We start from the raw sequence: 20,465 nt of genomic DNA, 5'->3' as shown, positions 1-20,465 counted from the left end.
GCCGGGGCGATGGAGCGGGTGACCAGAATCGAACTGGCACCATCTGCTTGGAAGGCAGAGGCTCTACCATTGAGCTACACCCGCGCGGACGAACGAGCCGCACACGGATTGTAACCACAGCCGGGGCCCCGGCCCGCAATCGGGCGTCGGGGGAGCCGGTCCAGGCAGCGCCCCGGGCACCGTAGAATCACGGCGGCGCCCGACGTGGCGCAACGGGATGTGGCGCAGCTTGGTAGCGCGTCCGCTTTGGGAGCGGAAGGTCGTCGGTTCGAATCCGTCCATCCCGACCACGAGGGGCCGCAGACCATGCTGGGTGGCGGCCCCTCGCCACCCGAGGGCTGAACGCTCAGCGCGAACGCTGACGGGTCGGCTTCTCGGGCCGGTCAGTAGCCGCCGCTGCCGGCGATGACGATGCCGCCGGCGAGGATGCCGAAGACGACCAGGCCGACGATCGAGCAGGCGAGCCCGATCCACCCGAGCACCTTCCCGGCGGTGGCGCTGCCTCCCGCCGCCTCCGCCTTCCTCGCCTGCCGCAGCGCCAGCGGGCCGAACACCAGCCCGAAGACGAGGAGGGCGAGGATGCCGAAGATGAGGGACAGCTGCTCGGCCTTCCGAGCCTGTTCCGCCTGAGCGGAGTACCCGTAGGCCGGCGGGGCGACCGGCGCGCCGTGGCCCCACTGGGGAGCCTGCTGCCCGTACGGCGCCGGCGGCTGGTAGCCGTGCCCCGGCGTGGTCGACGGGTCCTGGTGGATCTCGGACATGGGTCCCTCTCTGCTCGTGGGCCGGTCGGCCCTTCACCTGCGAGTGATGCGTAACAACGGTGGCGCCTGCGCCGGCGCCTCGTGCCGGCTGGCGCGGCGTGTGTCACGGCTGTGCAGCGACCACCCGGCGCCGACCATCTGGGCGCGTCGATGACCAGCGGTGCGATGCCGCCGCCGACGGTGAGGGCCCGAGGCGGAGCCTCCCCAGGCTAGCGGTGCCGAACCGCGGATCATGACCCCGCCGGCGAGGACCGCACTGATCCGCGTGGCGGCGCGGGCGGCGTGGGCGCCCGGAGCGGCACTCAGCAGCTGACGTGCTTTCGCGCCGTCACGGCTCCTCAACGCTCCGGCGGCGGCGGACGAGCCACCAGCCCCCGACCACCATCAGGGCGGCCAGGGTGACCAGCGCCCCGGTCCACAGCAGGAGCGACAGCGTGAAGTCCTGCATGGTGACCACGGCGGCGCCGTCGAGGCCGGCGGGAGACGGCGTCGGCAGTGCTTCCTGGGGTGGCGTCGTCATGGTCGTCAACGTAGCGACGCACGGCGATCGCGCACGTCGGGACGCCCGCCGCCAGTTTCCGTGGCAGCGAGGGGCCCGTCAGACCAGCTGGGCGTGCCCGGCCAGGTGCCGCAGGTGGTGCGCGGCCGCCGCCGCGGCGCCGGTGTCCTCGGCGAGCTGCCGCACGGCGGCCGCGGTCTCGAAGCGGACCAGCTCCTCGGCGGTGTCCGGCAGCGGCGTGGTGGCGACGGCGACGAGCGCCTCGGCCAGCTCCCGGCCCGCGGGCGACCTGTGGGACAGGGTCACGCGGACGACCTGCCCGTACGCCGCCGCTGCCTCCCCCGAGAGGTGGGGGGCGAGGGCCCGGCCGATCGGGCCCGGGGCGTCGGTTCCGAAGCCCGTGGCGAATATCCACACCCCGACGCCGGCCATCACCAGCAACGAGAGCCAGGTGGCACCGCTGACGGTTCCCACGAGCGTGGCGCCGATGAGCACCGTGCCGACGACGGCGACCTCGACCAGCACCCGGGTGAGGGACTCGTCCCACAGGAGCCGGGCCTGGACCCGGCGCAGGGCGGCGTCGCCGATGGCCGGGGGGACCACGGCGATCGCGGTGCGGGCCTCGGTGTGCTTCACGATGGCGCCGAACGGCGCCGCGAACGGGGGCCTCATCGTATGGACCATGGCAAACCTCCTGCAGCCGATGAAACTGCAGGAATCGGACCCCCGTGTAGGCCCTCCGTCCCGTCCCGGGGCCGCCGTCAGACCCTGGCGTAGGCGACGCTGCTCGCCCGGCGCGCGCGGCGCAGCGGCGTGGCGATGATCTCCTCGCCCTGCTCGTCCAGCCAGGCCGCCCAGTCGGTGACCTCCGGATGTCTGCGGAGCAGGGCGCGCCGCTCGCGCTCGGTCATACCGCCCCAGACTCCGAACTCGGTCTCCGAGTCGAGCGCGTCGGCCAGGCACTCGCGGCGCACCGGGCAGCCGAAGCAGACCTCGCGTGCGGAGCGCTGCGCCGCGCCCCGCACGAAGAGCGTGTCCGGCTCACCCTGCGCGCATGCCGCGTGCGCGGCCCACGACTGGTCCCTCATGACGTCCTCCTGCAGCACGTGCGGCGCGCCGCGGGGTGCGGCGTGCGCCTTGGCTACAAGTGACGGTAACCGGGGTGATCGAGTTCACGGAATACTTGAATCGAAAATGAGCAACAAGCGTCGCCAAGCGTCCCCAACCGCGTCAGCGAAGGCGCTTCGCGGCCTGCGCAGGCGGCGCTGCCCGCCGGGCGCACGGCGCCGTGGCGCACCTCTCCGCGACCCGGGCCGGTCGCCGCCGTGGCGCCGCCCGCCGGTCTCCGCCCTGGCTCCGGCGCGCCGACCCCGAGCCTCGTCGGGCGGCGCCGGTGTCAGGAGGCGTTCTTGAGGGCCTGGCGGGCCACCTCTTCGAGGTGCGCGAGGTAGGCGACCCGGCGACGTTCGTGGTGGGCGGCGAGGTCCGACAGCGCGATCCTGCCGTCGGGGCCGACCGGGATCTCGCCGTCGGCGACGAGGTCGAGCAGGGCCGTGCGGTCCAGGCCCAGCAGGGCCCCGGCCTGGCGCAGCGTGAAGCGCTGCGCGATCGACAGCACCGACACCGCGCGCCCCTCGCGCAGCGCCAGGGCCGCCTGGGCCAGCACCTGGCGCACCTCCGGCGAGACGGGAAGCTGCTCGCCGTCGAACCCGGTCAGGGCGATGGGCTCGTCCTGATGGCGGTCGAGGAAGAGGCTGAGCTCGTCGGCCTCGCGGGGGTCGGACGGGGGTGGCGTCGTGCGGACCTGCTCCACCAGGTCGCCGACCTCCATGTCGAGCGGCCGTATTTGACGATCTAGGTCCATATAGACATCCTCCCCATTGTTGGCGGGTCCGCCACCCGAACGGCGCGGCCGTCGGCCGGGGCTCGGTCGCGGCGTCGTTCCGGTCGCGGACGTGCCGGCTCCTTCGTAGGCTCCGGCACGTGCTGACGACCGATGACCGATATGACGCCGAGGAGGTCGACCGCCTGGTGGCGGGGACCTACTACTTCCGGGGCATCAGCCCCGCCCAATGGGCCGAGTACGTCGGCGCCCGGGCCAGCCTCGACGTCGTGCCGGCGGCGTCGCGCGCCGAGCAGCTCATGGAGCTGCTGCCGTTCGTCGCCGACCTCGTGGCGCGCGATCGCGCGGATGCGGCCGCCGCCGAGGTGCTGGACGCCGTCCGTGCCGTCGGCGAGCTGGACGCCGTCCGTGCCGTCGGCGAGCTGGACGCCGAGAAGCTCGACCCCGCCGCGGTGCCCGTCGGCGAGCTGGACCCTGCCGCGGCCTGAGCCGCCGGCGAGCTGGACCCTGCCGCGGCCTGAGCCGCCGGCGAGCTGGACCCCGCCGCGGCCTGGGTCGCGCGGACCCGATGCGGGAGCGGGGCGAGGATGCCCCGTGCCCGCCGCGTGCCCTACCATTGGTCGGTCTGTCCACCGCGACGTCTGCCGCCGAACGGACAGGCCCCGAACGTCCCCGCCGCCACCGGCGGGCCCAGACCGATCGTCCGATGAGTGGAGTGCACCGCAGTGAAGAGCGCCGTCGAGAACCTTGAGCCCACCCGGGTCAAGCTGACCGTGGAGGTGTCGTACGACGAGCTCAAGCCGAGCCTCGACCACGCCTACTCCCACATCGGGGAGCAGGTCAACGTGCCTGGCTTCCGCAAGGGCAAGGTCCCGCCCCGCATCCTGGACCAGCGCGTGGGGCGCGGCGCCGTCATCGAGCACGCCGTCAACGACTCCCTCTCCGGCTTCTACAGCCAGGCGGTGGCCGAGTCCGACATCAAGCCCCTGGGCCAGCCCAGCATCAACGTCACCGAGATCCCCGCGGTCACCGGCAAGCCCGGCGGCCAGCTGGTCTTCGAGGCCGAGGTGGACGTGCGCCCGGAGATCACCCTTCCCGCGCTCGACGGCCTGGAGGTGACCGTCGACGACGTCGAGGTCGCCGACGAGGACGTCGAGGAGCGCCTGACGGCCCTGCGCGAGCGTTTCGGCTCGCTCGTGGGCGTCGAGCGGCCCATCCAGGACGGCGACTTCGTCGTCATCGACCTGTCCGCCAAGGTCGGCGACGAGGAGGTGGACTCCGTCTCCGGCGTCTCCTACCAGATCGGCGCCGGCAACATGCTCGACGGCCTCGACGAGGCGCTCATCGGCGCCTCCGCCGACGAGACGAAGACCTTCACGGCCGCGCTGGCCGGCGGCGAGCACGCCGGCGAGGACGCGGACGTCACCGTCACCGCCACCGCCGTCAAGGAGCGGGACCTGCCCGCCGCCGACGACGAGTTCGCCCAGCTCGCCTCCGAGTTCGACACCATCGACGAGCTGCGCGCGGACCTGCGCACCCAGGTCAGCAACGACAAGGCCGCCAACCGCGCCGTCCAGGCCCGCGACGTGCTCCTCGAGAAGCTGCGCGAGGCCACCGACTTCCCGGTGCCGGCCGGCGTCGTCGACGCCGAGATCAAGCGCCACCTCGAGGCGGAGGGCAAGGCCGAGGACGACCCGCACGGCGAGGAGGTGCGCGAGGAGGTCACCGACCTGCTGCGCGAGCAGCTCCTCCTCGACACCCTGGCCGAGCAGCTGGAAGTGGGCGTGACCCAGAACGAGCTGCTCGAGTTCCTCGTCCGCAACGCCCAGCAGTACGGCATGGAGCCGAACCAGTTCATCCAGGCCGCCGCGCAGACCGGCCAGATCGGCGCCTTCACCGGCGAGATCGCCCGGAACAAGGCCCTGGCGGTGGCGCTGCGCCAGGTGAGCGTGAAGGACAACGAGGGCAACGCCGTCGACCTCAGCGAGTACATCGGCTCCGACGAGCTCGACGCGGCCGGCCCCGAGGGTGCCGCGGCGGCGGAGGCCGCCGAGGCCGGGTCGCCGGAGTCCGCAGAGTCGCCGGAGTCCGCCGACTCCGCGGAGTCGGCGGACTCCGCCGACGAGGCCGCCGCCCCGAAGAAGGCGCCGGCCAAGAAGGCCGCGGCGAAGAAGCCCGCGAAGGACGACGCCGCCGAGGAGTCCGAGGCGCCGGCCAAGAAGACCGCCGCGAAGAAGGCCTCCGCCAAGGAGACCGCCGCCGAGGAGCAGACCGCGTCCGAGGCGCCGGCCAAGAAGGCCACGGCGAAGAAGGCGCCCGCCAAGAAGGCCGCCACCAAGGCCAAGGCCGACGACGCGGAGTGACCCGTCGCGACCGCGGGCCCGGCACCATCGGTGCCGGGCCCGCGGCGTATCCGGGGGATCGTGCGCCGTGAGCGAAAAGGGTGCCCTCCGGATAAGGATCTGTCGCCGGGCGGCGTTAGTGTCCAAGGACCGACCAGACAGGCCGAGACGGCCGGGCGTCGCCCGGGCCAGAAGGAGCGTGCAGTGAGCGAGCAGATGCCGCAGGCGAGGACCGAGACGGCCACGATGGGCCTGACCGACAACATCTACAACCGGCTGCTCAAGGAGCGCATCATCTGGCTGGGCTCGGAGGTGCGCGACGACAACGCCAACACGATCTGCGGGCAGATGATGCTCCTCGCCGCGGAGGACCCCGAGAAGGACATCTACCTCTACATCAACTCTCCCGGCGGCTCGATCACCGCCGGCATGGCGATCTACGACACGATGCAGTACATCCAGCCCGACGTGGTCACCGTGGCGATGGGCATGGCCGCCTCGATGGGCCAGTTCCTGCTCTCCTCGGGCACCAAGGGCAAGCGCTACATCACCCCGCACGCCCGCGTGCTCATGCACCAGCCCTCCGGCGGCATCGGCGGCACGGCGACCGACATCCGGATCAACGCCGAGCTCATCCTGCACATGAAGCGCACGCTCGCCGAGCTCACGGCCGCCCAGACGGGCAAGACCGTCGAGCAGATCAACAAGGACGCCGACCGCGACCGCTGGTTCACGGCCGCGGAGGCGCTGGAGTACGGCTTCGTCGACCACGTGGTCGAGACGTCCGCCGGCGTGCCCGGCGGGGGCGGCACGAGCGGCGCCGTCGGCGACGGCGAGACCAAGTGACGCGGTACCCGGCCGACGATCCCACCCAAGGAGCACCTGTGAACACCAACTTCTTCGCCCAGGCGGGCCAGCTGCCGGCCGCCACCGCACCGGCCATGCCGACCTCGCGCTACGTGCTGCCCCAGTTCGAGGAGCGCACCGCGTACGGCTACAAGCGGCAGGACCCGTACACCAAGCTGTTCGAGGACCGCATCATCTTCATGGGCGTGCAGGTCGACGACGCCTCGGCGGACGACATCATGGCCCAGCTGCTGGTGCTCGAGAGCCAGGACCCCGACGGGCTCATCACGATGTACATCAACTCGCCGGGCGGCTCGTTCACCGCCATGACCGCCATCTACGACACGATGATGTACATCAAGCCCCAGATCCAGACGGTGTGCCTGGGCCAGGCCGCCTCGGCCGCCGCCGTCCTGCTCGCCGCCGGCTCGCCCGGCAAGCGGCTCGCGCTGCCCAACGCCCGCGTGATGATCCACCAGCCCTCCCTCGAGGGCGGCGGCTACCTGCAGGCCTCGGACATCGAGATCCACGCCAACGAGGTGCTGCGCATGCGCACCTGGCTCGAGGAGACCATCGCCGAGCACTCCGGCACCCCGGTGGAGCAGGTCCGCCAGGACATCGAGCGCGACAAGATGCTCACGGCCGAGCAGGCCAAGGAGTACGGGCTGGTGGACCAGGTCCTCGAGTCCCGCAAGACCCCGGCGCTGACCAAGGCCTGACCCTGACGTCACGGGCGCAGCGTCGCGGCGGGCAGGACAAGGCGGTGCGTCGTGGTGTGGAATGGACGGGTACGGCCGGTAGCGTCGTAGCGCAGGGACGAGACGAGAGGGTGGTGGAGCCCGGTGGTTCGCACGGGTGAGGGAGCGGACCTGCTCAAGTGCTCGTTCTGCGGGAAGAGCCAGAAGCAGGTCAAGAAGCTCATCGCGGGTCCGGGCGTGTACATCTGCGACGAGTGCATCGACCTGTGCAACGAGATCATCGACGAGGAGCTGGCCGAGTCCAGCGAGCTCGGGCTGGTCGACCTGCCCAAGCCGCGCGAGATCTACGACTTCCTCGAGGAGTACATCATCGGGCAGGACACCGCGAAGCGGTCCCTCGCCGTGGCGGTGTACAACCACTACAAGCGGGTCCAGGCCAAGGAGACCGGCCAGGACGACTCGGGCGTCGAGATCGCCAAGTCCAACATCCTGCTCGTCGGCCCCACCGGCACCGGCAAGACCTACCTCGCGCAGACCCTCGCGAAGATGCTCAACGTCCCCTTCGCCATCGCCGACGCCACGGCGCTGACCGAGGCCGGCTACGTGGGCGAGGACGTCGAGAACATCCTCCTCAAGCTCATCCAGGCCGCCGACTTCGACGTCAAGAAGGCCGAGAAGGGCATCATCTACATCGACGAGATCGACAAGATCGCCCGCAAGAGCGAGAACCCGTCGATCACCCGGGACGTCTCCGGCGAGGGCGTGCAGCAGGCGCTGCTGAAGATCATCGAGGGCACCCAGGCCTCGGTGCCGCCGCAGGGCGGGCGCAAGCACCCGCACCAGGAGTTCCTGCAGATCGACACCACGAACGTGCTGTTCATCGTGGCCGGGGCCTTCGCCGGGCTGGAGGAGATCATCTCCGCGCGGGTGGGGCGCCGGGGGATCGGCTTCGGCGCGCCGCTGCGCTCGGCCGACACCGACGTCGACCTGTTCGGCGAGGTCCGCCCCGAGGACCTGCACAAGTTCGGGCTCATCCCCGAGTTCGTCGGCCGGCTGCCGATCGTGGCCACCGTGAGCAAGCTCGACCAGGCCGCCCTGGTGCGCATCCTCACCGAGCCGCGCAACGCCCTGGTCAAGCAGTACCAGCGCATGTTCGAGATCGACGGCGTGGAGCTGGAGTTCACCGACGACGCCCTCGAGGCCATCGCCGACCAGGCGCTGCTGCGCGGCACCGGCGCCCGCGGCCTGCGCGCGATCATGGAGGAGGTCCTGCGCGAGGTGATGTTCGAGGTGCCCTCCCGCGACGACGTCGCCCGGGTGGTGGTCAACCGCGAGGTGGTCCTCGAGAACGTCAACCCCACGCTCGTGCCCCGGGAGTCGCCCGCCAAGCGGCGCACCCCGCGGGAGAAGAGCGCCTGACCCCAGACACCCCGCGCCGGGCCGGCACCGCTTCCGCGGTGCCGGCCCGGCGCGCGTCAGGCGCCTGTCGGCGCGCAGGGGGCAGACGCCGGGCGCGCGGAGGGCACCCGCCGGGCGCGCGATCCCGGCGGCCCGACCCGCGCGTGGCGTGACGCCCGCGGACCGGACGGAGTAGGTCCACAACAGGGGTGGCAGCGGGCGCCCGCGTCATGCACAGTGGGGAGACCCGAGAACGGATCCCACACCCCGAGGTGCTCGATGCGACTTGACCGGATCACCGCCGACCTTCCTACGGACATCCCGCTCGCCACGGTCGTGCTGGACGCGACGCGGGAGAGCGAGACCGGCGACCAGGCGGTGCTGACGCGGTGGAAAGACCTGCGGCGCGGCCTCGAGGGGCAGGGGGCCGACGACGCCACGCTCGAGGCCCTGGGCGAGCGCATCCGGACCATCAGCAAGGCGGCGGGCAAGTTCGGTCGCGTCCTGGTCGCGGCGCGGGGCGAGGTGCTCCTGGACTGCACGCTCAGCCAGCCGCCGGCCGCCGACGAGGCCATCTACGACAAGGGTCCCCACGCCTTCGCCCTGGCCCGGGTCGCCGACGAGCGGGTGCGCTACCTGCTGGCGTCCGTGGACCGCTCGGGGGCGGACCTGACCCTCCACGAGTCCGCCACCGCGCTCACGGCTCGCGACGGCGAGGTCAGCGTCGAGGGCGGCCACGACGAGCTGCGGAAGGCCAACGTCGGCGGCCGGTCCCAGCGCCGGTACGAGTCCCGGGTGGAGGACTCCTGGGAGCGCAACGCCGAGGCCGTCGCGGCCGAGCTGTCCCGGGTGGTGGCCGAGCGCCGGCCCGAGCTGCTCATCGTCACCGGCGACATCCGCGCCCGGACCCTCGTGGTCGACGCGCTCGGACGCGAGGCCCGCGAGATCGCCGTCGTGCTCGAGGGGGGCTCGCGCTCCGAGGGCGCCAAGCCGGAGACCTTCAACGCCCGGGTGGCCGCGGCGCTCGAGCAGTACCGGCTGCGCCGCCGCGAGGACGTCCTCGACAAGCTGCGTCAGCTGCAGGGCCAGGACGGCCCCGCGGTCAGCGGCCGCGACGACGTGCTCGCGGTGCTGCGCCGCGGCCAGGTCGGCGAGCTCGTCATCACCGAGACGGTGGCCGGGCCGCCGTCCTCCCTGGCCCGCAAGAAGCTGTGGGTGGGCGACGGGCCCCTCGAGATCGGGCTCACCGAGCAGGACGTCATCGACCTGGGGGCGACGGCGCCGCACCAGGTCCGGGCCGACCTCGCGGTGGGCCGGGCGGCCCTGGCCCAGGGGGCCGGCATCACCGTGGCGGATGACGCCAGCATCGGGCTGGCCGACGGCGTCGGGGCGCTGCTGCGCTGGGACGACGCGGCCACCCCGAACGACCGGGTGTTCACCCAGAGCGCCGACCCGCACCGCGGGGAGGGGCACAACCGGCGCCGGGCCGCCGCCGAGGCCCGGTAGCCGGCCGGGCCGGCTACCGGACCCGCGCGCACGAGGCCCGCGCCCGCGGGGGCGACCGCCGCCGTGGGAGCATGAGGGCGTGCCCGACATCGCCCTGCGCTCCGCCCAAGGACGCTGGGTGGTCCTGGCCGCCACCCTCGGCTCGGCCATGGCGCTGCTCGACGGCACCGTGGTCAACGTCGCCCTGCGGCCGCTGGGCGAGGATCTCGGCGCCGCGCTGGCGGACCTGCAGTGGGTGGTCAACGCCTACATGCTGACGCTCGCCTCGCTCATCCTCGTCGGCGGCTCGCTGGGGGACCGGCTGGGGCGACGGCGGGTCTTCCTCGTCGGTGTGGCCTGGTTCGCGGCCGCGTCCTTGGCGTGCGGGCTCGCCCAGTCGACCGGGCAGCTCATCGTCGCCCGCGGGGTGCAGGGCGTCGGCGGTGCGCTGCTGACGCCGGGCAGCCTGGCGATGATCCAGGGCACCATCGCCGTCCACGACCGCGCCCGGGCGATCGGCGTGTGGTCCGCCTGGTCCGGGGTGGCGGCCGCGGTCGGGCCCCTGCTCGGCGGGTGGATCGTGGACACGATCACCTGGCGCTGGGTGTTCCTCATCAACGTCCCGGTGGCCGCCGTGGTGGTCGTCCTGGGGCTGCGGCACGTGCCGGAGTCCGGGGGGCTGCCGCGCGCGGCCCGGCCACCGTTCGACGTCGGCGGCGCCGCGCTCGCCGTGGTGGCCCTCGGCGGCATCACCTATGCCCTCATCCAGGGGGGCTGGGTGCCGGCCGGCGTCGGCGGCGCCGCGCTGGCCGCGTTCCTCGCCGTCGAGCACCGCGGCCGCAACCCCATGCTGCCCCTGCACCTGTTCGCCGACCGGACCTTCAGCGTCGTCAACCTCATGACGTTCGTGGTGTACGGCGCGCTGGGCGCGGTGATGTTCTTCCTGGTGCTCCAGCTCCAGGTGGTCGGTGGCTTCACGCCGCTCCAGGCCGGGCTCGCGACGCTGCCGTTCACGGTGCTCATGCTGGCCTTCTCGCCCCGGGTGGGGGCGCTCATGGCCCGCACCGGCCCGCGGCCGCTGCTCGCGGGCGGCCCGGCGCTGGCGGCCGCCGGGGCGGCGCTGCTCACCGGGGTCTCCGGCGGGGTGTCCTACGCGGCCGACGTGCTGCCCGGGGTCGTGGTGTTCGGCGTCGGCATCACCCTCATGGTCACGCCGCTGACGGCCACGGTGCTGGCGGCCCTTCCCGACGCGCAGGCCGGCATCGCCAGCGGCGTCAACAACGCGGTGGCCCGGGCGGGGAGCCTGCTCGCCGTCGCGGCGCTGCCGGCCGTCGTGGGCCTGTCCGGGGCGGACTACGCCGACCCGGCCGTCTTCGACGGCGGGTACCGGGCCGCGATGTGGTGGTGCGCCGCACTGCTGCTCGCCGGGGCCGTCGTGGCGGGGGCGTTGCTGCCGTCGCGCCGCGCCGCGGGCGGCGGGGCGCCCCGGACGCCCCCGCGCCCCGACGGTGGGGCTCCCCGGACGCCCCCGCGGCCCGGCGGGCGCGGAACGTAGGATCGCCGCATGACGACGAGCCCCGGCATCCACCGCAGCAACGAGCCCGCCGAGGTCCCCGAGGAGCTCCGGGAGGCCCGGGCGACGATCGACAACATCGACGCCGCCCTCGTCCACCTGCTCGCCGAGCGGTTCCGCTGCACCAAGAAGGTCGGCGTCCTCAAGGCGCGCCTGGACCTGCCGCCGTCGGACCCGGGGCGCGAGGACCGTCAGGTCGAGCGGCTGCGCGCGCTGGCGGAGGACGCCGGGCTGGACCCGGTCTTCGCGGAGAAGTTCCTCAAGTTCATCGTCGAGGAGGTCATCCGCCACCACGAGGACATCGCCGACTCGCTCGCGGGAGAGGGCGCGCCGACCGGCGCCTAGCTCGGGGGCCCGGCCGCTGCCCCGATCGCTGCAGGGCGAGCGCCACAGCTGCAGCTGTGGCGCTCGCAGTGTCCCGCAGCGGTCGCTGTCGTCGGCCCGCCGGCGGGGTCAGGAGTAGATCGACTCCACCTCGGCGGCGAAGTCCTTGAGCACCAGGGCGCGCTTGACCTTCAGCGACGGCGTCAGGTAGCCGTTCGCCTCGGTGAAGTCCGTGGTGAGCACCGTGATCTTGCGGATCGACTCGGCCCGCGAGACCGCCTCGTTGGCGCGGGTGACCGCCCGGTCCAGGGCGGCGAGGACGCGCTCGTCCGTGGCCGCCTGCTCCACGGTCATCGCGGGCAGCTTGTGGTTGGCCAGCCACTGCGGCAGCATCTCGGCGTCCAGGGTGACGAGGGCCCCGATGAACGGCTTGCCGTCGCCGACGACCACCACCTGGGAGACCAGGGGGTGCCCGCGCAGCCGGTCCTCGAGCACCGCCGGGGCGACGTTCTTGCCGCCCGCGGTCACGATAATCTCCTTCTTGCGCCCCGTGATGCGCAGATAGCCGTCCTCGTCGAGGGTGCCCAGGTCGCCGGTGATGAACCAGCCGTCGGCGTCGAACGCGGCGGCGGTCGCCTCCGGGTTGCCGTGGTAGCCGCGGAAGACGTGCGGGCCCTTGACCATGACCTGGCCGTCGTCGGCGATGCGCACCGCGGTGCCCGGGTAGGGCGGCCCGACGGTGCCGATCTTGACCAGGCCGGGACGGTTGACGGTGGTCGGGGCGCCCACCTCGGTGAGCCCGTAGCCCTCCAGCACCACCACGCCGATGCCGCGGAAGAAGTGCCCGAGCCGCGCGCCGAGCGGGCCGCCGCCGGAGACGGCGTAGTCCAGCGTCCCGCCCATCGCGGCGAGGATCTTGCGGTAGACCAGCCGGCTGGCCAGCGCCCGCTGGGCCTGGAGCGCGCGCGAGGGACCGGCGGGGGTGTCCAGGGCGCGGGAGTAGGCGATGGCCACCTTCGCGGCCCACCGGAAGATGCGCTTCTGCGCGCCCGAGCCGGCCTTGGCGTCGGCGGCGTTGTAGACCTTCTCGAAGACGCGGGGGACGGCGAGGAGGAAGGTGGGCCGGAACGCGGCGAGGTCCGCCACGAGGTTCTTCGCGTCCGGCACGTGCGCCATGACGGCGCCCGAGTACACGCACAGCACCTCGACGAACCGGGCGAAGACGTGCGCCAGCGGCATGAAGAGCAGCGTCCGCTTGCCCGCGCCGCGCACGACCATGGAGAAGTTGGGGTCGTCGGAGCCGTTGACCACCAGGGAGACGAAGTTGCCGTGGGTCAGCTCGACGCCCTTGGGCCGCCCGGTGGTGCCCGAGGTGTAGATGATCGTCGCGAGGGCGTCCAGGCCGAGCGCGGCGGTGCGGGTGGTCACGTCCGCGTCCGGCACCGCGGCGCCGAGCTCGCGCAGCCGGCTCACCGCGTCCTCGGCGATGACGAAGACGTGCTCGAGCGTGGGCACCTGGCCGATCAACGGCTCCGCCAGCGCGGCCTGGGCCCGGTTCTCGGTGAAGACGACCTTGACTTCGGCGTCCGAGACGATCCACTCCACCTGGGAGGCGGAGGAGGTCTCGTAGATGGACACCGGCACGGCGCCGACGGACCAGGCGGCGAAGTCGAGCAGGGTCCACTCGTAGCTGGTGTGGCTCATGATCGCCACCCGCTCACCCGGCCGGACGCCCAGGGCGACCAGCCCCTTGGCCGCGGCGAGCACCTCCTCAGCGAAGACCCGGCTGGTGACGGGCACGAAGCCCGACCCGAGGGCGGTCTGCCGCTCGAAGATGGTGCCCTCCGGGTCCCGGGCGACCCGCTCGCGCAGGATGCCCGGGATCGACATGCCCGGCTCGAACTTCCCGACGCCGGGGGTGGATGCCTCGCGCGCCACGCCCGCCTGCTCGCTGACGGTCTCCGCCATCGTGGTCCCTTCGCTCTTCCGGCCGCCGCGGGCGGCCCGTCATGGCGCCGCCGCCGGGTTACCGGCGGCGGCGGTGGCCTCTCAGCGGCGCGGCTCGGGCTCGTCGAGCTGGTGCTCGACCACCTCGGCGTGCTCGGCGGCGCTGAGGCCCAGGATCTCCAGGTCCCCGCGCACCCGGCCCGCGGCGCGCAGGTCGCCCAGCGCCTGCTGGACGAGCGCGACGCTCTCGACCGGCAGCTGCAGGCGCGCCCGCGCGAAGGTGGTGCGCTGGGAGACCTTGGCCTCCGACTTCACCTTCCGCAGCGCGGCCAGGGCCTGCCCGGTGGCGCCGATGAGCGCGGGGTCGCCGTCGGCGGCGGCGGCGCGCAGCGGGGCGGCGGCCGGCCAGGCGGCCTGGTGCACCGACCCGGTGCGGTACCAGTGCCACACCTCCTCGGTGGCGAACGGCAGCACGGGGGCGAACAGCCGCAGGAAGGTGTCCACCGCGATGGCCAGCGCCGCCCGGGCCGAGGCCGCCTCGGAGGCCGGCTGGGCGCCGTCGCGGTTGTAGGCGCGGTCCTTGACGAGCTCGAGGTAGTCGTCGCAGAACGTCCAGAAGTAGGTCTCGGAGACCTCGAGGGCCTTGGTGTGGTCGTAGGCCTCGAGCGCCGCCGTGGCGGTCTCGACGACGTCGGCCAGCCCGGCGAGCATCGCCCGGTCGATGGGGGCGGTGACCGCCGCGGGATCGAGCGCGAGCGGCTCGTCCCCGCCCATGGTCAGGGCGAACTTCGAGGCGTTGAGGATCTTGATGGCCAGGCGGCGGCCGATCTTCATCTGCCCGACCTCGAACGCCGCGTCGGTGCCCAGCCGGGCGGAGGCCGCCCAGTACCGCACCGCGTCGGAGCCGTGCTCCTCGAGCAGCCCCATCGGGGTGACGACGTTGCCCTTGGACTTCGACATCTTCTTGCGGTCCGGGTCCAGGATCCAGCCGCTGATGGCCGCGTGCTTCCACGGCAGCCCGCCGAACTCCAGGTGCGCGCGCACCACGGTGGAGAACAGCCAGGTGCGGATGATGTCCTGACCCTGCGGGCGCAGGTCCATGGGGTAGACCCGCTCGAACAGGTCCGGGTCGCGCAGCCAGCCGCCGGCGATCTGCGGGGTGAGCGACGACGTCGCCCAGGTGTCCATGATGTCCACCTCGCCGACGAACCCGCCGGCCACGCCGCGCTGGTCCTCGGTGTAGCCCCCGGGCACGTCGGTGCTCGGGTCCACCGGCAGGGCGGCCTCGTCGGGGGTGAGGACCCGGTCGTGGTCGACCTCGCCGTCCTCGCGGACGGCGTACCACACCGGGATGGGCACCCCGAAGAAGCGCTGGCGGGAGACCAGCCAGTCGCTGTTGAGGCCGTTGACCCAGTTCTCGTAGCGCACCCGCATGAAGTCGGGGTGGAAGTCGAGCTCCTGGCCGCGGGCGATGAGGTTCTCGCGCAGCTCCCGGCCGTTGGCCTCGGTGTGGGGCCGCCCGCCGTTGCGGATGTACCACTGCCGGGAGGTGACGATCTCCAGCGGCTTGTCGCCCTTCTCGAAGAAGTTCGTCTTGCGCTGGGTGGGGGTGGGCTCGCCGTCGAGGTCGCCGCCGGCGCGCAGCGCGTCGACGACGACCTTGCGGGCGGAGAAGGTCGTCTTGCCGGCCATCTCGGCGTAGGTCTCGCGGGCCTGGTCGGTGGCGAGCCAGTCCGGGGTGTCGCGCAGGATGCGCCCGTCGCGGCCGAGCACCGAGCGGGTGGGCAGGTGCAGCTCGCGCCACCACTGCACGTCCGTGAGGTCGCCGAAGGTGCAGCACATGGCGATGCCGGCGCCCTTCTCCATCTCGGCGGCCGGGTGGGCCAGGACCGGGAGCTCGACGCCGAAGACCGGGGAGGTCACCGTGGTGCCGAACAGCGGCTGGTAGCGCTCGTCGTCGGGGTGGGCGATGAGCGCCACGCACGCCGGGAGCAGCTCGGGCCGGGTCGTCTCGATATGCACGACATCGCCGGGGGCACCGCTCTTGTGGAAGGCGACCTTGTGGTAGAAGCCCGGGTAGTCGCGGGCCTCGAGCTCGGCCTGGGCGACGGCGGTCTGGAAGGTGACGTCCCACAGCCCCGGCGCCTGCGCCTGGTAGGCCTCGCCGCGGGCGAGGTTGCGCAGGAACGCCGCCTGCGCCACCAGCTGGGCGTCGCGGCCGATGGTCTGGTAGTGGTGCTTCCAGTCCACGCTCAGGCCCAGGTGGCGCCACAGGGCCTCGAACTGCTGCTCGTCCTCGGCGGTGAGGCGCTCGCACAGCTCGACGAAGTTCTTGCGGCTGATCGGCACCTGGTCCGCGGCCTTGATCGACTTGCCCTCGCCGCCCACGTGCGGCGGGGTGAAGTCGGGGTCGTAGGGCAGCGACGGGTCGCAGCGCACGCCGAAGTAGTTCTGCACGCGCCGCTCGGTGGGCAGGCCGTTGTCGTCCCAGCCCATCGGGTAGAAGACGGACTTGCCGCGCATGCGCTGGTAGCGGGCGACGATGTCGGTGTGGGTGTAGCTGAACACGTGCCCGACGTGCAGCGAGCCGGAGACGGTGGGCGGCGGGGTGTCGACCGAGTACACCTGCTCGCGGGTGGCGGTGCGGTCGAAGGCGTAGGTGCCTTCTTGCGTCCAGGCGGCGTTCCACCGCTCCTCGAGGCCGTCGAGGCTGACCTTGTCCGGTACCTGCGGGGCCGGGAGGGACTCGGCTTCGGGCACGGCGGCGGTCAGGGGTGCTTCGCTCATGGTGGCCGATTCTTTCATGACGGCGGCGGTGCGCGCCGTCACGCCCGTCACGGTGCCGGGCCCTGGGCGGAAGCCCGCGCGGCTCAGCCCCGCGCCAGGCGGAAGAGCCGGTCGAGGATGCGCTCGCCGTCGACCCGGATGCCGTCGTGCTGGTACTCGTTGGTCACCCACGGCCGCAGCGACCGGATGGTCCGGGCGGTCTCCAGGGACAGCTCGACCGGGACGAACATGTCGTCGACGTAGATCGCCGCCGCCACCGGCACCGTGTTCCGGGCGAGCACCTCGCGGTCGTAGAGCCGCGGGAAGTCGTCCTTGGCGGCGAGCAGGTCCGCGGCGTCGGCGAGCGGGGCGAGGGCGGGGTCCTCGCGCAGCTGCCAGGGGTAGATGTGCTCGCCGGTGAGGTGGTACGGGGTGCCCGGCCAGGCCGGGTCGGCGTCCTCGGCCATGGTGGGGAACTCCCCGCGCACCCGCTGGGCGGCCCAGTGGGTGGCGGCATCCTGGGCGTAGATCGCCTCGTGGAGCACCGCGTACAGCTCCCGGCCGGCGTAGCTCACCAGGGCGCCGACGTCGGCGAGGAACCCCCGGCTGAGCCGGCGGGTGCCGCCGACGGTGACGAACGGGTCCTCGAAGAGGTAGTGCAGCGCGTCGAAGCCGAGATCCGCCCCCAGCCGTGTGCCCACCTGGCGCAGCCGCCGCGCGGTGAGCCGCTCCCCGGTGGGCAGCCGCTCGTCGGTGCCGGCCAGGTGCCGGGCGAGCTCGCGCAGCCGGGTCTGGTCGGCGGGGTAGCGGGCGAAGTACTGCACGTTGCGGCGGGCGGTCTTGGCGTAGGTGAGCCGGTAGACGTCCTCCGCGCTGGCCGTCAGCGCGGGCAGCCCGCCGGTGATGTAGGCGGCGCTGAGCCCCTCCGGCGCGGCGCTGAGGTAGGCCGTGATGACGAACCCGCCGAAGGACTGCCCCAGCGCCGCCCAGGGCCGGCCCCCGGTGAGCTCGCGGCGCAGGGCCTCGGCGTCGGCCACGATGGCGTCGGCGCGGAAGTGCGCGAGGTAGGCCGCCTGCGCGGCGGCGTCCCCGCGCGCGGTGAGCGTGACGGCGTCGGCCGGGGTGGAGGCGCCGGTGCCGCGCTGGTCGAGCAGGACCACCCGGTAGTCGCGCAGGGCCCGGTCCAGCCAGCCGCCGATCCGGGCCGGCCGGTCGGCGCGCCCGCCGGGCCCGCCCTGGAACCACACGAGGTGGGGCCGGTCCCCGCCGCCGTCGCGCACGATCTCCCGGGCGAAGACCGTGAGGGTCTCCCCGGCCGGGTCGGCGTGGTCGAGCGGGACGGTGAGGCGGTGCTCGAAGACGTCGTGGCCGTCGAGGCGGTAGCTGGTGGTGTCCATGGCGGGCATTCTCGCGCGACCGGCTCGGCGCGTGCGCGGGGGCGGCGGCGCGAAGAGTCGGCGCGTGTGCGGGGGCGGCGGCGCGGGCCTCAGCGCGTGCGCAGGGTCGGCGCGGCGGGCGCCGTCGTCCCCTGCTGGGCGTCGGACAGGCGGGCGATGGTTGCCTCCGCGCGGCGGACGCGGGCCAGCGCCCGGCCGGGCAGGACGTCGGTGAGGAACTCGTAGCGGTCCGCCGTCGCCCGCGCGGCGGGCTCGCCGGTGCGGGCGGCCGCCACCGTGGCGTCCCACCAGTCGGCGATGTCGCCCCAGCCCGGCGCCGCCAGCGACCCGCCGAAGTGCTGGACCGCCAGCCCCGAGCACAAGGTGGCGAAGCGCAGCCGCTGCTCGAGCGGCCAGCCGTGCAGGGTGCCGGTGACCAGGGCCGCGGCGAAGACGTCGCCGGCGCCGGTGGCGTCGATGGCGTCGACGTCCAGCGGCTCCACCCGCACCTCCCGCCCGCCCTCGACGGCCAGCGCCCCGTCCCCGCCGAGCGTGACCACGACGAGCGGCACGTGCTCCGCCAGCTCCTGCGCCGCCTCGGCCGGGTCCGCCATGCGGGTGTACGCCAGCGCCTCCGCCGCGTTGGGCGTGAAGGCGTAGCAGCCGTCGAGCCGCTCGTGCAGGTCGGCGTCCCACGCCCCGGAGGGGTCCCAGGCGGCGTCGGCGAACACGAGGGTGCCCGCCTGGGCCATGGGCCGCCACCACCCGCCCGCCTCGCCGGCCGGGACGAGCTCGGTGACGACGGCGCGGGCGGCGGGCGCCTCGGCGAGCAGCAGCCCGGTCGGCTCGGGGTCGGGGTGCCCGTGCGTGACCATCGCCCGGTCCCGGCCCGAGGCCATGGACACCGTCACCGAGGTGTGCCAGTGCCGGTACCGGCGGGAGGCGGACAGGTCCACGCCCTCCTGCTCGGCGAGCACCGTCCACAGCCAGTCGGCGTAGGCGTCGTCGCCGAACCCGGCGGCCATCCCGGTGCGCAGGCCCAGCCGGGCGGCGGGCACGGCGAGGTTCGCGATGCCCCCGGGCGCGGTACCCATGCCCTGCGCCCACACCTCGGTGCCCGGGCGCGGGGCGGTGGGCAGCCCGGTGAACACGACGTCGAAGAAGACGGGTCCGGCGACGAGGACGTCCAAGGGCTCGGCGGGGGCGGTGGTCATATGGGGATCCTCCCATCCCGATACCGTGGCCCCGTGCAGCTGACGATCCTCGGCGGCGGGGGCTTCCGGGTCCCGCTCGTCTACCAGGCCGTGATGGCCGCCTCCGGGCGAGTCGGCGTCGACCGCGTGGTCCTCCTCGACGACGACGCCGCCCGGCTCGGCGTCGTCACCGACGTCCTCGCCCAGCTCGCCGCCGAGGCGGGGGCGGGGCCGGCCGTGCGGGCGACCACCGACGTCGACGAGGCGGTGCGCGGGGCCGACGTCGTCTTCTCCGCCATCCGGGTCGGCGGGACCGGCGGGCGCACGCGCGACGAGCGCGCCGCGCTGGGACTCGGCGTCCTCGGCCAGGAGACGGTCGGCCCGGGCGGGCTGGCGTACGCGCTGCGCACCGTGCCCGTGGCCGACGCCCTGGCCGCGCGCATCGCCGCGCTCGCGCCGCAGGCCTGGACCATCAACTTCACCAACCCCGCCTCGATCGTCACCGAGGCCATGCGCGCACACCTGGGCGACCGGGTCGTCGGCATCTGCGACACGCCCATCGCGCTCGTGCGCCGCACCCTGCGCGCCGTCGGCCTGGACCCGATGGCCTTCGACCGCGGCGAGGCGGAGGTCGACTACGCCGGGCTCAACCACCTGGGCTGGCTGCGGGCGGTGCGCGCCCGCGGCCGGGACCTGCTGCCGGGCCTGCTGGCCGACGACGCCGCGCTGCGCGGGCTGGAGGAGGTCCGGCTCATGGGCGCCGAGTGGGTGCGGGCCCAGCGCGCCCTGCCCAACGAGTACCTGTACTACTACGACTACACCCGCGAGGCCGTCGCGGCGCTCGCGGCCGAGCCGCGCACCCGCGGGGAGTTCCTCGCCGGGCAGCAGAGCGCCTTCTACGCCGCGGCCGCCGCCGAGCCCGCGCTGGCGCTGGCGCTGTGGCGCGGGGCGCTGGCCGAGCGGGAGGCCACCTACATGGCCACCGAGCGCGAGAGCACGGCCGCGGGGGAGCGGCACGCCGAGGACCTCGGCGGCGGCTACCACGAGGTCGCCGTGGACCTCATGGCCGCGCTGCTCGGCGCCGAGGAGCACCGGATGATCCTCGACGTCGCCAACACCGGGCCCGACGGCGCCCCGCTGCTGCCGGGCCTGCCCGCCGACGCCGTCGTCGAGGTGCCGGTGCGGGTCGACGGCGCCGGCGTGCACCCGCTGGAGCTGCGCACCGAGCTGGCGCCGGCGATGCTCGCCCGGGTGGCGGCGGTCAAGGCCTGCGAGCGGCTCATCATCGACGCCGCCCGCACCGGCTCGCGAGAGGCGGCCTGGCTGGCGTTCGCCCGCCACCCGCTGGTCGACTCGGTGGCCGTGGCGCGCCGGCTCGTCGACGCCTACCTGCCCGCCTGACCTGCCCGCCGGA

Annotated in this window: 18 protein-coding genes and 2 tRNA genes; 10 read left to right on the top strand and 10 right to left on the bottom strand. The window is 73.8% G+C overall.

Annotated features, from left to right (window positions below; translation table 11 throughout):
* Positions 1 to 10: 10 nt before the first annotated feature.
* Positions 11 to 84 (bottom strand) — tRNA-Gly (locus GD880_RS00930).
* Between the two features lie 129 nt (positions 85 to 213).
* Here GD880_RS00930 and GD880_RS00925 point away from each other — a divergent pair.
* Positions 214 to 290, top strand: a tRNA-Pro gene (locus GD880_RS00925).
* Between the two features lie 93 nt (positions 291 to 383).
* Here the strand turns inward: GD880_RS00925 and GD880_RS00920 are convergent.
* The 5 genes from GD880_RS00920 to GD880_RS00900 form a co-directional block, all read right to left on the bottom strand.
* On the bottom strand, positions 384 to 761 hold the full coding sequence (locus GD880_RS00920) for a DUF4190 domain-containing protein (protein ID WP_152229752.1): 378 nt from the start codon (positions 759 to 761) through the stop codon (positions 384 to 386).
* Between the two features lie 328 nt (positions 762 to 1,089).
* Positions 1,090 to 1,281 (bottom strand): hypothetical protein, encoded by a 192-nt coding sequence (locus GD880_RS00915; protein WP_152229751.1) that lies wholly within the window; start codon positions 1,279 to 1,281, stop codon positions 1,090 to 1,092.
* Between the two features lie 78 nt (positions 1,282 to 1,359).
* A complete protein-coding gene (locus tag GD880_RS00910) occupies positions 1,360 to 1,932 on the bottom strand; it encodes a hypothetical protein (protein ID WP_152229750.1) in 573 nt (190 codons plus the stop codon).
* An 89-nt stretch (positions 1,933 to 2,021) separates the two neighbouring features.
* The gene (locus GD880_RS00905; RefSeq protein WP_152229749.1) at positions 2,022 to 2,348 is read right to left on the bottom strand and encodes a WhiB family transcriptional regulator; all 327 of its coding nucleotides are present in this window, start codon (positions 2,346 to 2,348) and stop codon (positions 2,022 to 2,024) included.
* A gap of 308 nt (positions 2,349 to 2,656) precedes the next feature.
* A complete protein-coding gene (locus tag GD880_RS00900; RefSeq protein WP_152229748.1) occupies positions 2,657 to 3,124 on the bottom strand; it encodes a hypothetical protein in 468 nt (155 codons plus the stop codon).
* A gap of 119 nt (positions 3,125 to 3,243) precedes the next feature.
* Here GD880_RS00900 and GD880_RS00895 point away from each other — a divergent pair, with 119 nt between their 5' ends.
* The 8 genes from GD880_RS00895 (at position 3,244) to GD880_RS00865 (ending at position 11,790) form a co-directional block, all read left to right on the top strand.
* Positions 3,244 to 3,591: a hypothetical protein gene (locus tag GD880_RS00895; protein WP_152229747.1), complete on the top strand. Its 348-nt coding sequence runs from the start codon at positions 3,244 to 3,246 to the stop codon at positions 3,589 to 3,591.
* Positions 3,592 to 3,828: 237 nt separating this feature from the next.
* Positions 3,829 to 5,466 carry a trigger factor gene (gene tig / locus GD880_RS00890; RefSeq protein ID WP_152230128.1) on the top strand — a complete coding sequence of 546 codons (1,638 nt, stop codon included), beginning with the start codon at positions 3,829 to 3,831 and terminating at the stop codon, positions 5,464 to 5,466.
* A 183-nt stretch (positions 5,467 to 5,649) separates the two neighbouring features.
* On the top strand, positions 5,650 to 6,291 hold the full coding sequence (locus GD880_RS00885) for an ATP-dependent Clp protease proteolytic subunit (protein ID WP_152229746.1): 642 nt from the start codon (positions 5,650 to 5,652) through the stop codon (positions 6,289 to 6,291).
* 95 nt (positions 6,292 to 6,386) lie between these two features.
* Positions 6,387 to 7,010 (top strand): ATP-dependent Clp protease proteolytic subunit, encoded by a 624-nt coding sequence (locus GD880_RS00880; RefSeq protein WP_152230127.1) that lies wholly within the window; start codon positions 6,387 to 6,389, stop codon positions 7,008 to 7,010.
* Between the two features lie 123 nt (positions 7,011 to 7,133).
* Positions 7,134 to 8,408, top strand: a complete 1,275-nt coding sequence (clpX, locus tag GD880_RS00875; protein WP_152229745.1) for an ATP-dependent Clp protease ATP-binding subunit ClpX — start codon at positions 7,134 to 7,136, stop codon at positions 8,406 to 8,408.
* A 258-nt stretch (positions 8,409 to 8,666) separates the two neighbouring features.
* Positions 8,667 to 9,893 (top strand): baeRF2 domain-containing protein, encoded by a 1,227-nt coding sequence (locus GD880_RS20550; RefSeq protein WP_226909281.1) that lies wholly within the window; start codon positions 8,667 to 8,669, stop codon positions 9,891 to 9,893.
* A 79-nt stretch (positions 9,894 to 9,972) separates the two neighbouring features.
* A complete protein-coding gene (locus tag GD880_RS00870) occupies positions 9,973 to 11,427 on the top strand; it encodes an MFS transporter (protein WP_226909280.1) in 1,455 nt (484 codons plus the stop codon).
* 9 nt (positions 11,428 to 11,436) lie between these two features.
* On the top strand, positions 11,437 to 11,790 hold the full coding sequence (locus GD880_RS00865) for a chorismate mutase (protein WP_152229743.1): 354 nt from the start codon (positions 11,437 to 11,439) through the stop codon (positions 11,788 to 11,790).
* 108 nt (positions 11,791 to 11,898) lie between these two features.
* Here GD880_RS00865 and GD880_RS00860 read toward each other — a convergent pair whose 3' ends face one another.
* The 4 genes from GD880_RS00860 to GD880_RS00845 all read right to left on the bottom strand — a co-directional run bounded on the left by GD880_RS00860 (position 11,899) and on the right by GD880_RS00845 (position 19,072).
* Entirely contained in the window at positions 11,899 to 13,737 is a 1,839-nt protein-coding gene (locus GD880_RS00860; RefSeq protein WP_152229742.1) for an AMP-dependent synthetase/ligase, read from the bottom strand.
* An 81-nt stretch (positions 13,738 to 13,818) separates the two neighbouring features.
* Positions 13,819 to 16,503 (bottom strand): valine--tRNA ligase, encoded by a 2,685-nt coding sequence (gene valS / locus GD880_RS00855; RefSeq protein WP_152229741.1) that lies wholly within the window; start codon positions 16,501 to 16,503, stop codon positions 13,819 to 13,821.
* Positions 16,504 to 16,586: 83 nt separating this feature from the next.
* Positions 16,587 to 17,879 (bottom strand): alpha/beta fold hydrolase, encoded by a 1,293-nt coding sequence (locus GD880_RS00850; RefSeq protein ID WP_152229740.1) that lies wholly within the window; start codon positions 17,877 to 17,879, stop codon positions 16,587 to 16,589.
* Positions 17,880 to 17,968: 89 nt separating this feature from the next.
* Positions 17,969 to 19,072 (bottom strand): carbohydrate kinase family protein, encoded by a 1,104-nt coding sequence (locus GD880_RS00845; protein ID WP_152229739.1) that lies wholly within the window; start codon positions 19,070 to 19,072, stop codon positions 17,969 to 17,971.
* Positions 19,073 to 19,105: 33 nt separating this feature from the next.
* On the opposite strand from GD880_RS00845, the gene GD880_RS00840 reads away from it, so the two are divergent.
* The gene (locus GD880_RS00840; protein ID WP_152229738.1) at positions 19,106 to 20,452 is read left to right on the top strand and encodes a family 4 glycosyl hydrolase; all 1,347 of its coding nucleotides are present in this window, start codon (positions 19,106 to 19,108) and stop codon (positions 20,450 to 20,452) included.
* Positions 20,453 to 20,465: the final 13 nt, after the last annotated feature.

This window comes from Georgenia ruanii (assembly GCF_009193175.1).
Lineage (GTDB): Bacteria > Actinomycetota > Actinomycetes > Actinomycetales > Actinomycetaceae > Georgenia > Georgenia ruanii.
Note: the sequence above shows the minus strand (reverse complement) of the source record. Positions and strands in the feature narration are given on the sequence as shown.

What these genes read in the sequence shown, in the direction of transcription:
- GD880_RS00920 (WP_152229752.1), bottom strand. Translation starts at nt 761, where the DNA reads ATGTCCGAGATCCACCAGGACCCGTCGACCACGCCGGGGCACGGCTAC.
- GD880_RS00915 (WP_152229751.1), bottom strand. Translation starts at nt 1,281, where the DNA reads ATGACGACGCCACCCCAGGAAGCACTGCCGACGCCGTCTCCCGCCGGC.
- GD880_RS00910 (WP_152229750.1), bottom strand. Translation starts at nt 1,932, where the DNA reads ATGAGGCCCCCGTTCGCGGCGCCGTTCGGCGCCATCGTGAAGCACACC.
- GD880_RS00905 (WP_152229749.1), bottom strand. Translation starts at nt 2,348, where the DNA reads ATGAGGGACCAGTCGTGGGCCGCGCACGCGGCATGCGCGCAGGGTGAG.
- GD880_RS00900 (WP_152229748.1), bottom strand. Translation starts at nt 3,124, where the DNA reads ATGGACCTAGATCGTCAAATACGGCCGCTCGACATGGAGGTCGGCGAC.
- GD880_RS00880 (WP_152230127.1), top strand. Translation starts at nt 6,387, where the DNA reads ATGCCGACCTCGCGCTACGTGCTGCCCCAGTTCGAGGAGCGCACCGCG.
- GD880_RS20550 (WP_226909281.1), top strand. Translation starts at nt 8,667, where the DNA reads ATGCGACTTGACCGGATCACCGCCGACCTTCCTACGGACATCCCGCTC.
- GD880_RS00865 (WP_152229743.1), top strand. Translation starts at nt 11,437, where the DNA reads ATGACGACGAGCCCCGGCATCCACCGCAGCAACGAGCCCGCCGAGGTC.
- GD880_RS00860 (WP_152229742.1), bottom strand. Translation starts at nt 13,737, where the DNA reads ATGGCGGAGACCGTCAGCGAGCAGGCGGGCGTGGCGCGCGAGGCATCC.
- valS (WP_152229741.1), bottom strand. Translation starts at nt 16,503, where the DNA reads ATGAGCGAAGCACCCCTGACCGCCGCCGTGCCCGAAGCCGAGTCCCTC.
- GD880_RS00850 (WP_152229740.1), bottom strand. Translation starts at nt 17,879, where the DNA reads ATGGACACCACCAGCTACCGCCTCGACGGCCACGACGTCTTCGAGCAC.
- GD880_RS00845 (WP_152229739.1), bottom strand. Translation starts at nt 19,072, where the DNA reads ATGACCACCGCCCCCGCCGAGCCCTTGGACGTCCTCGTCGCCGGACCC.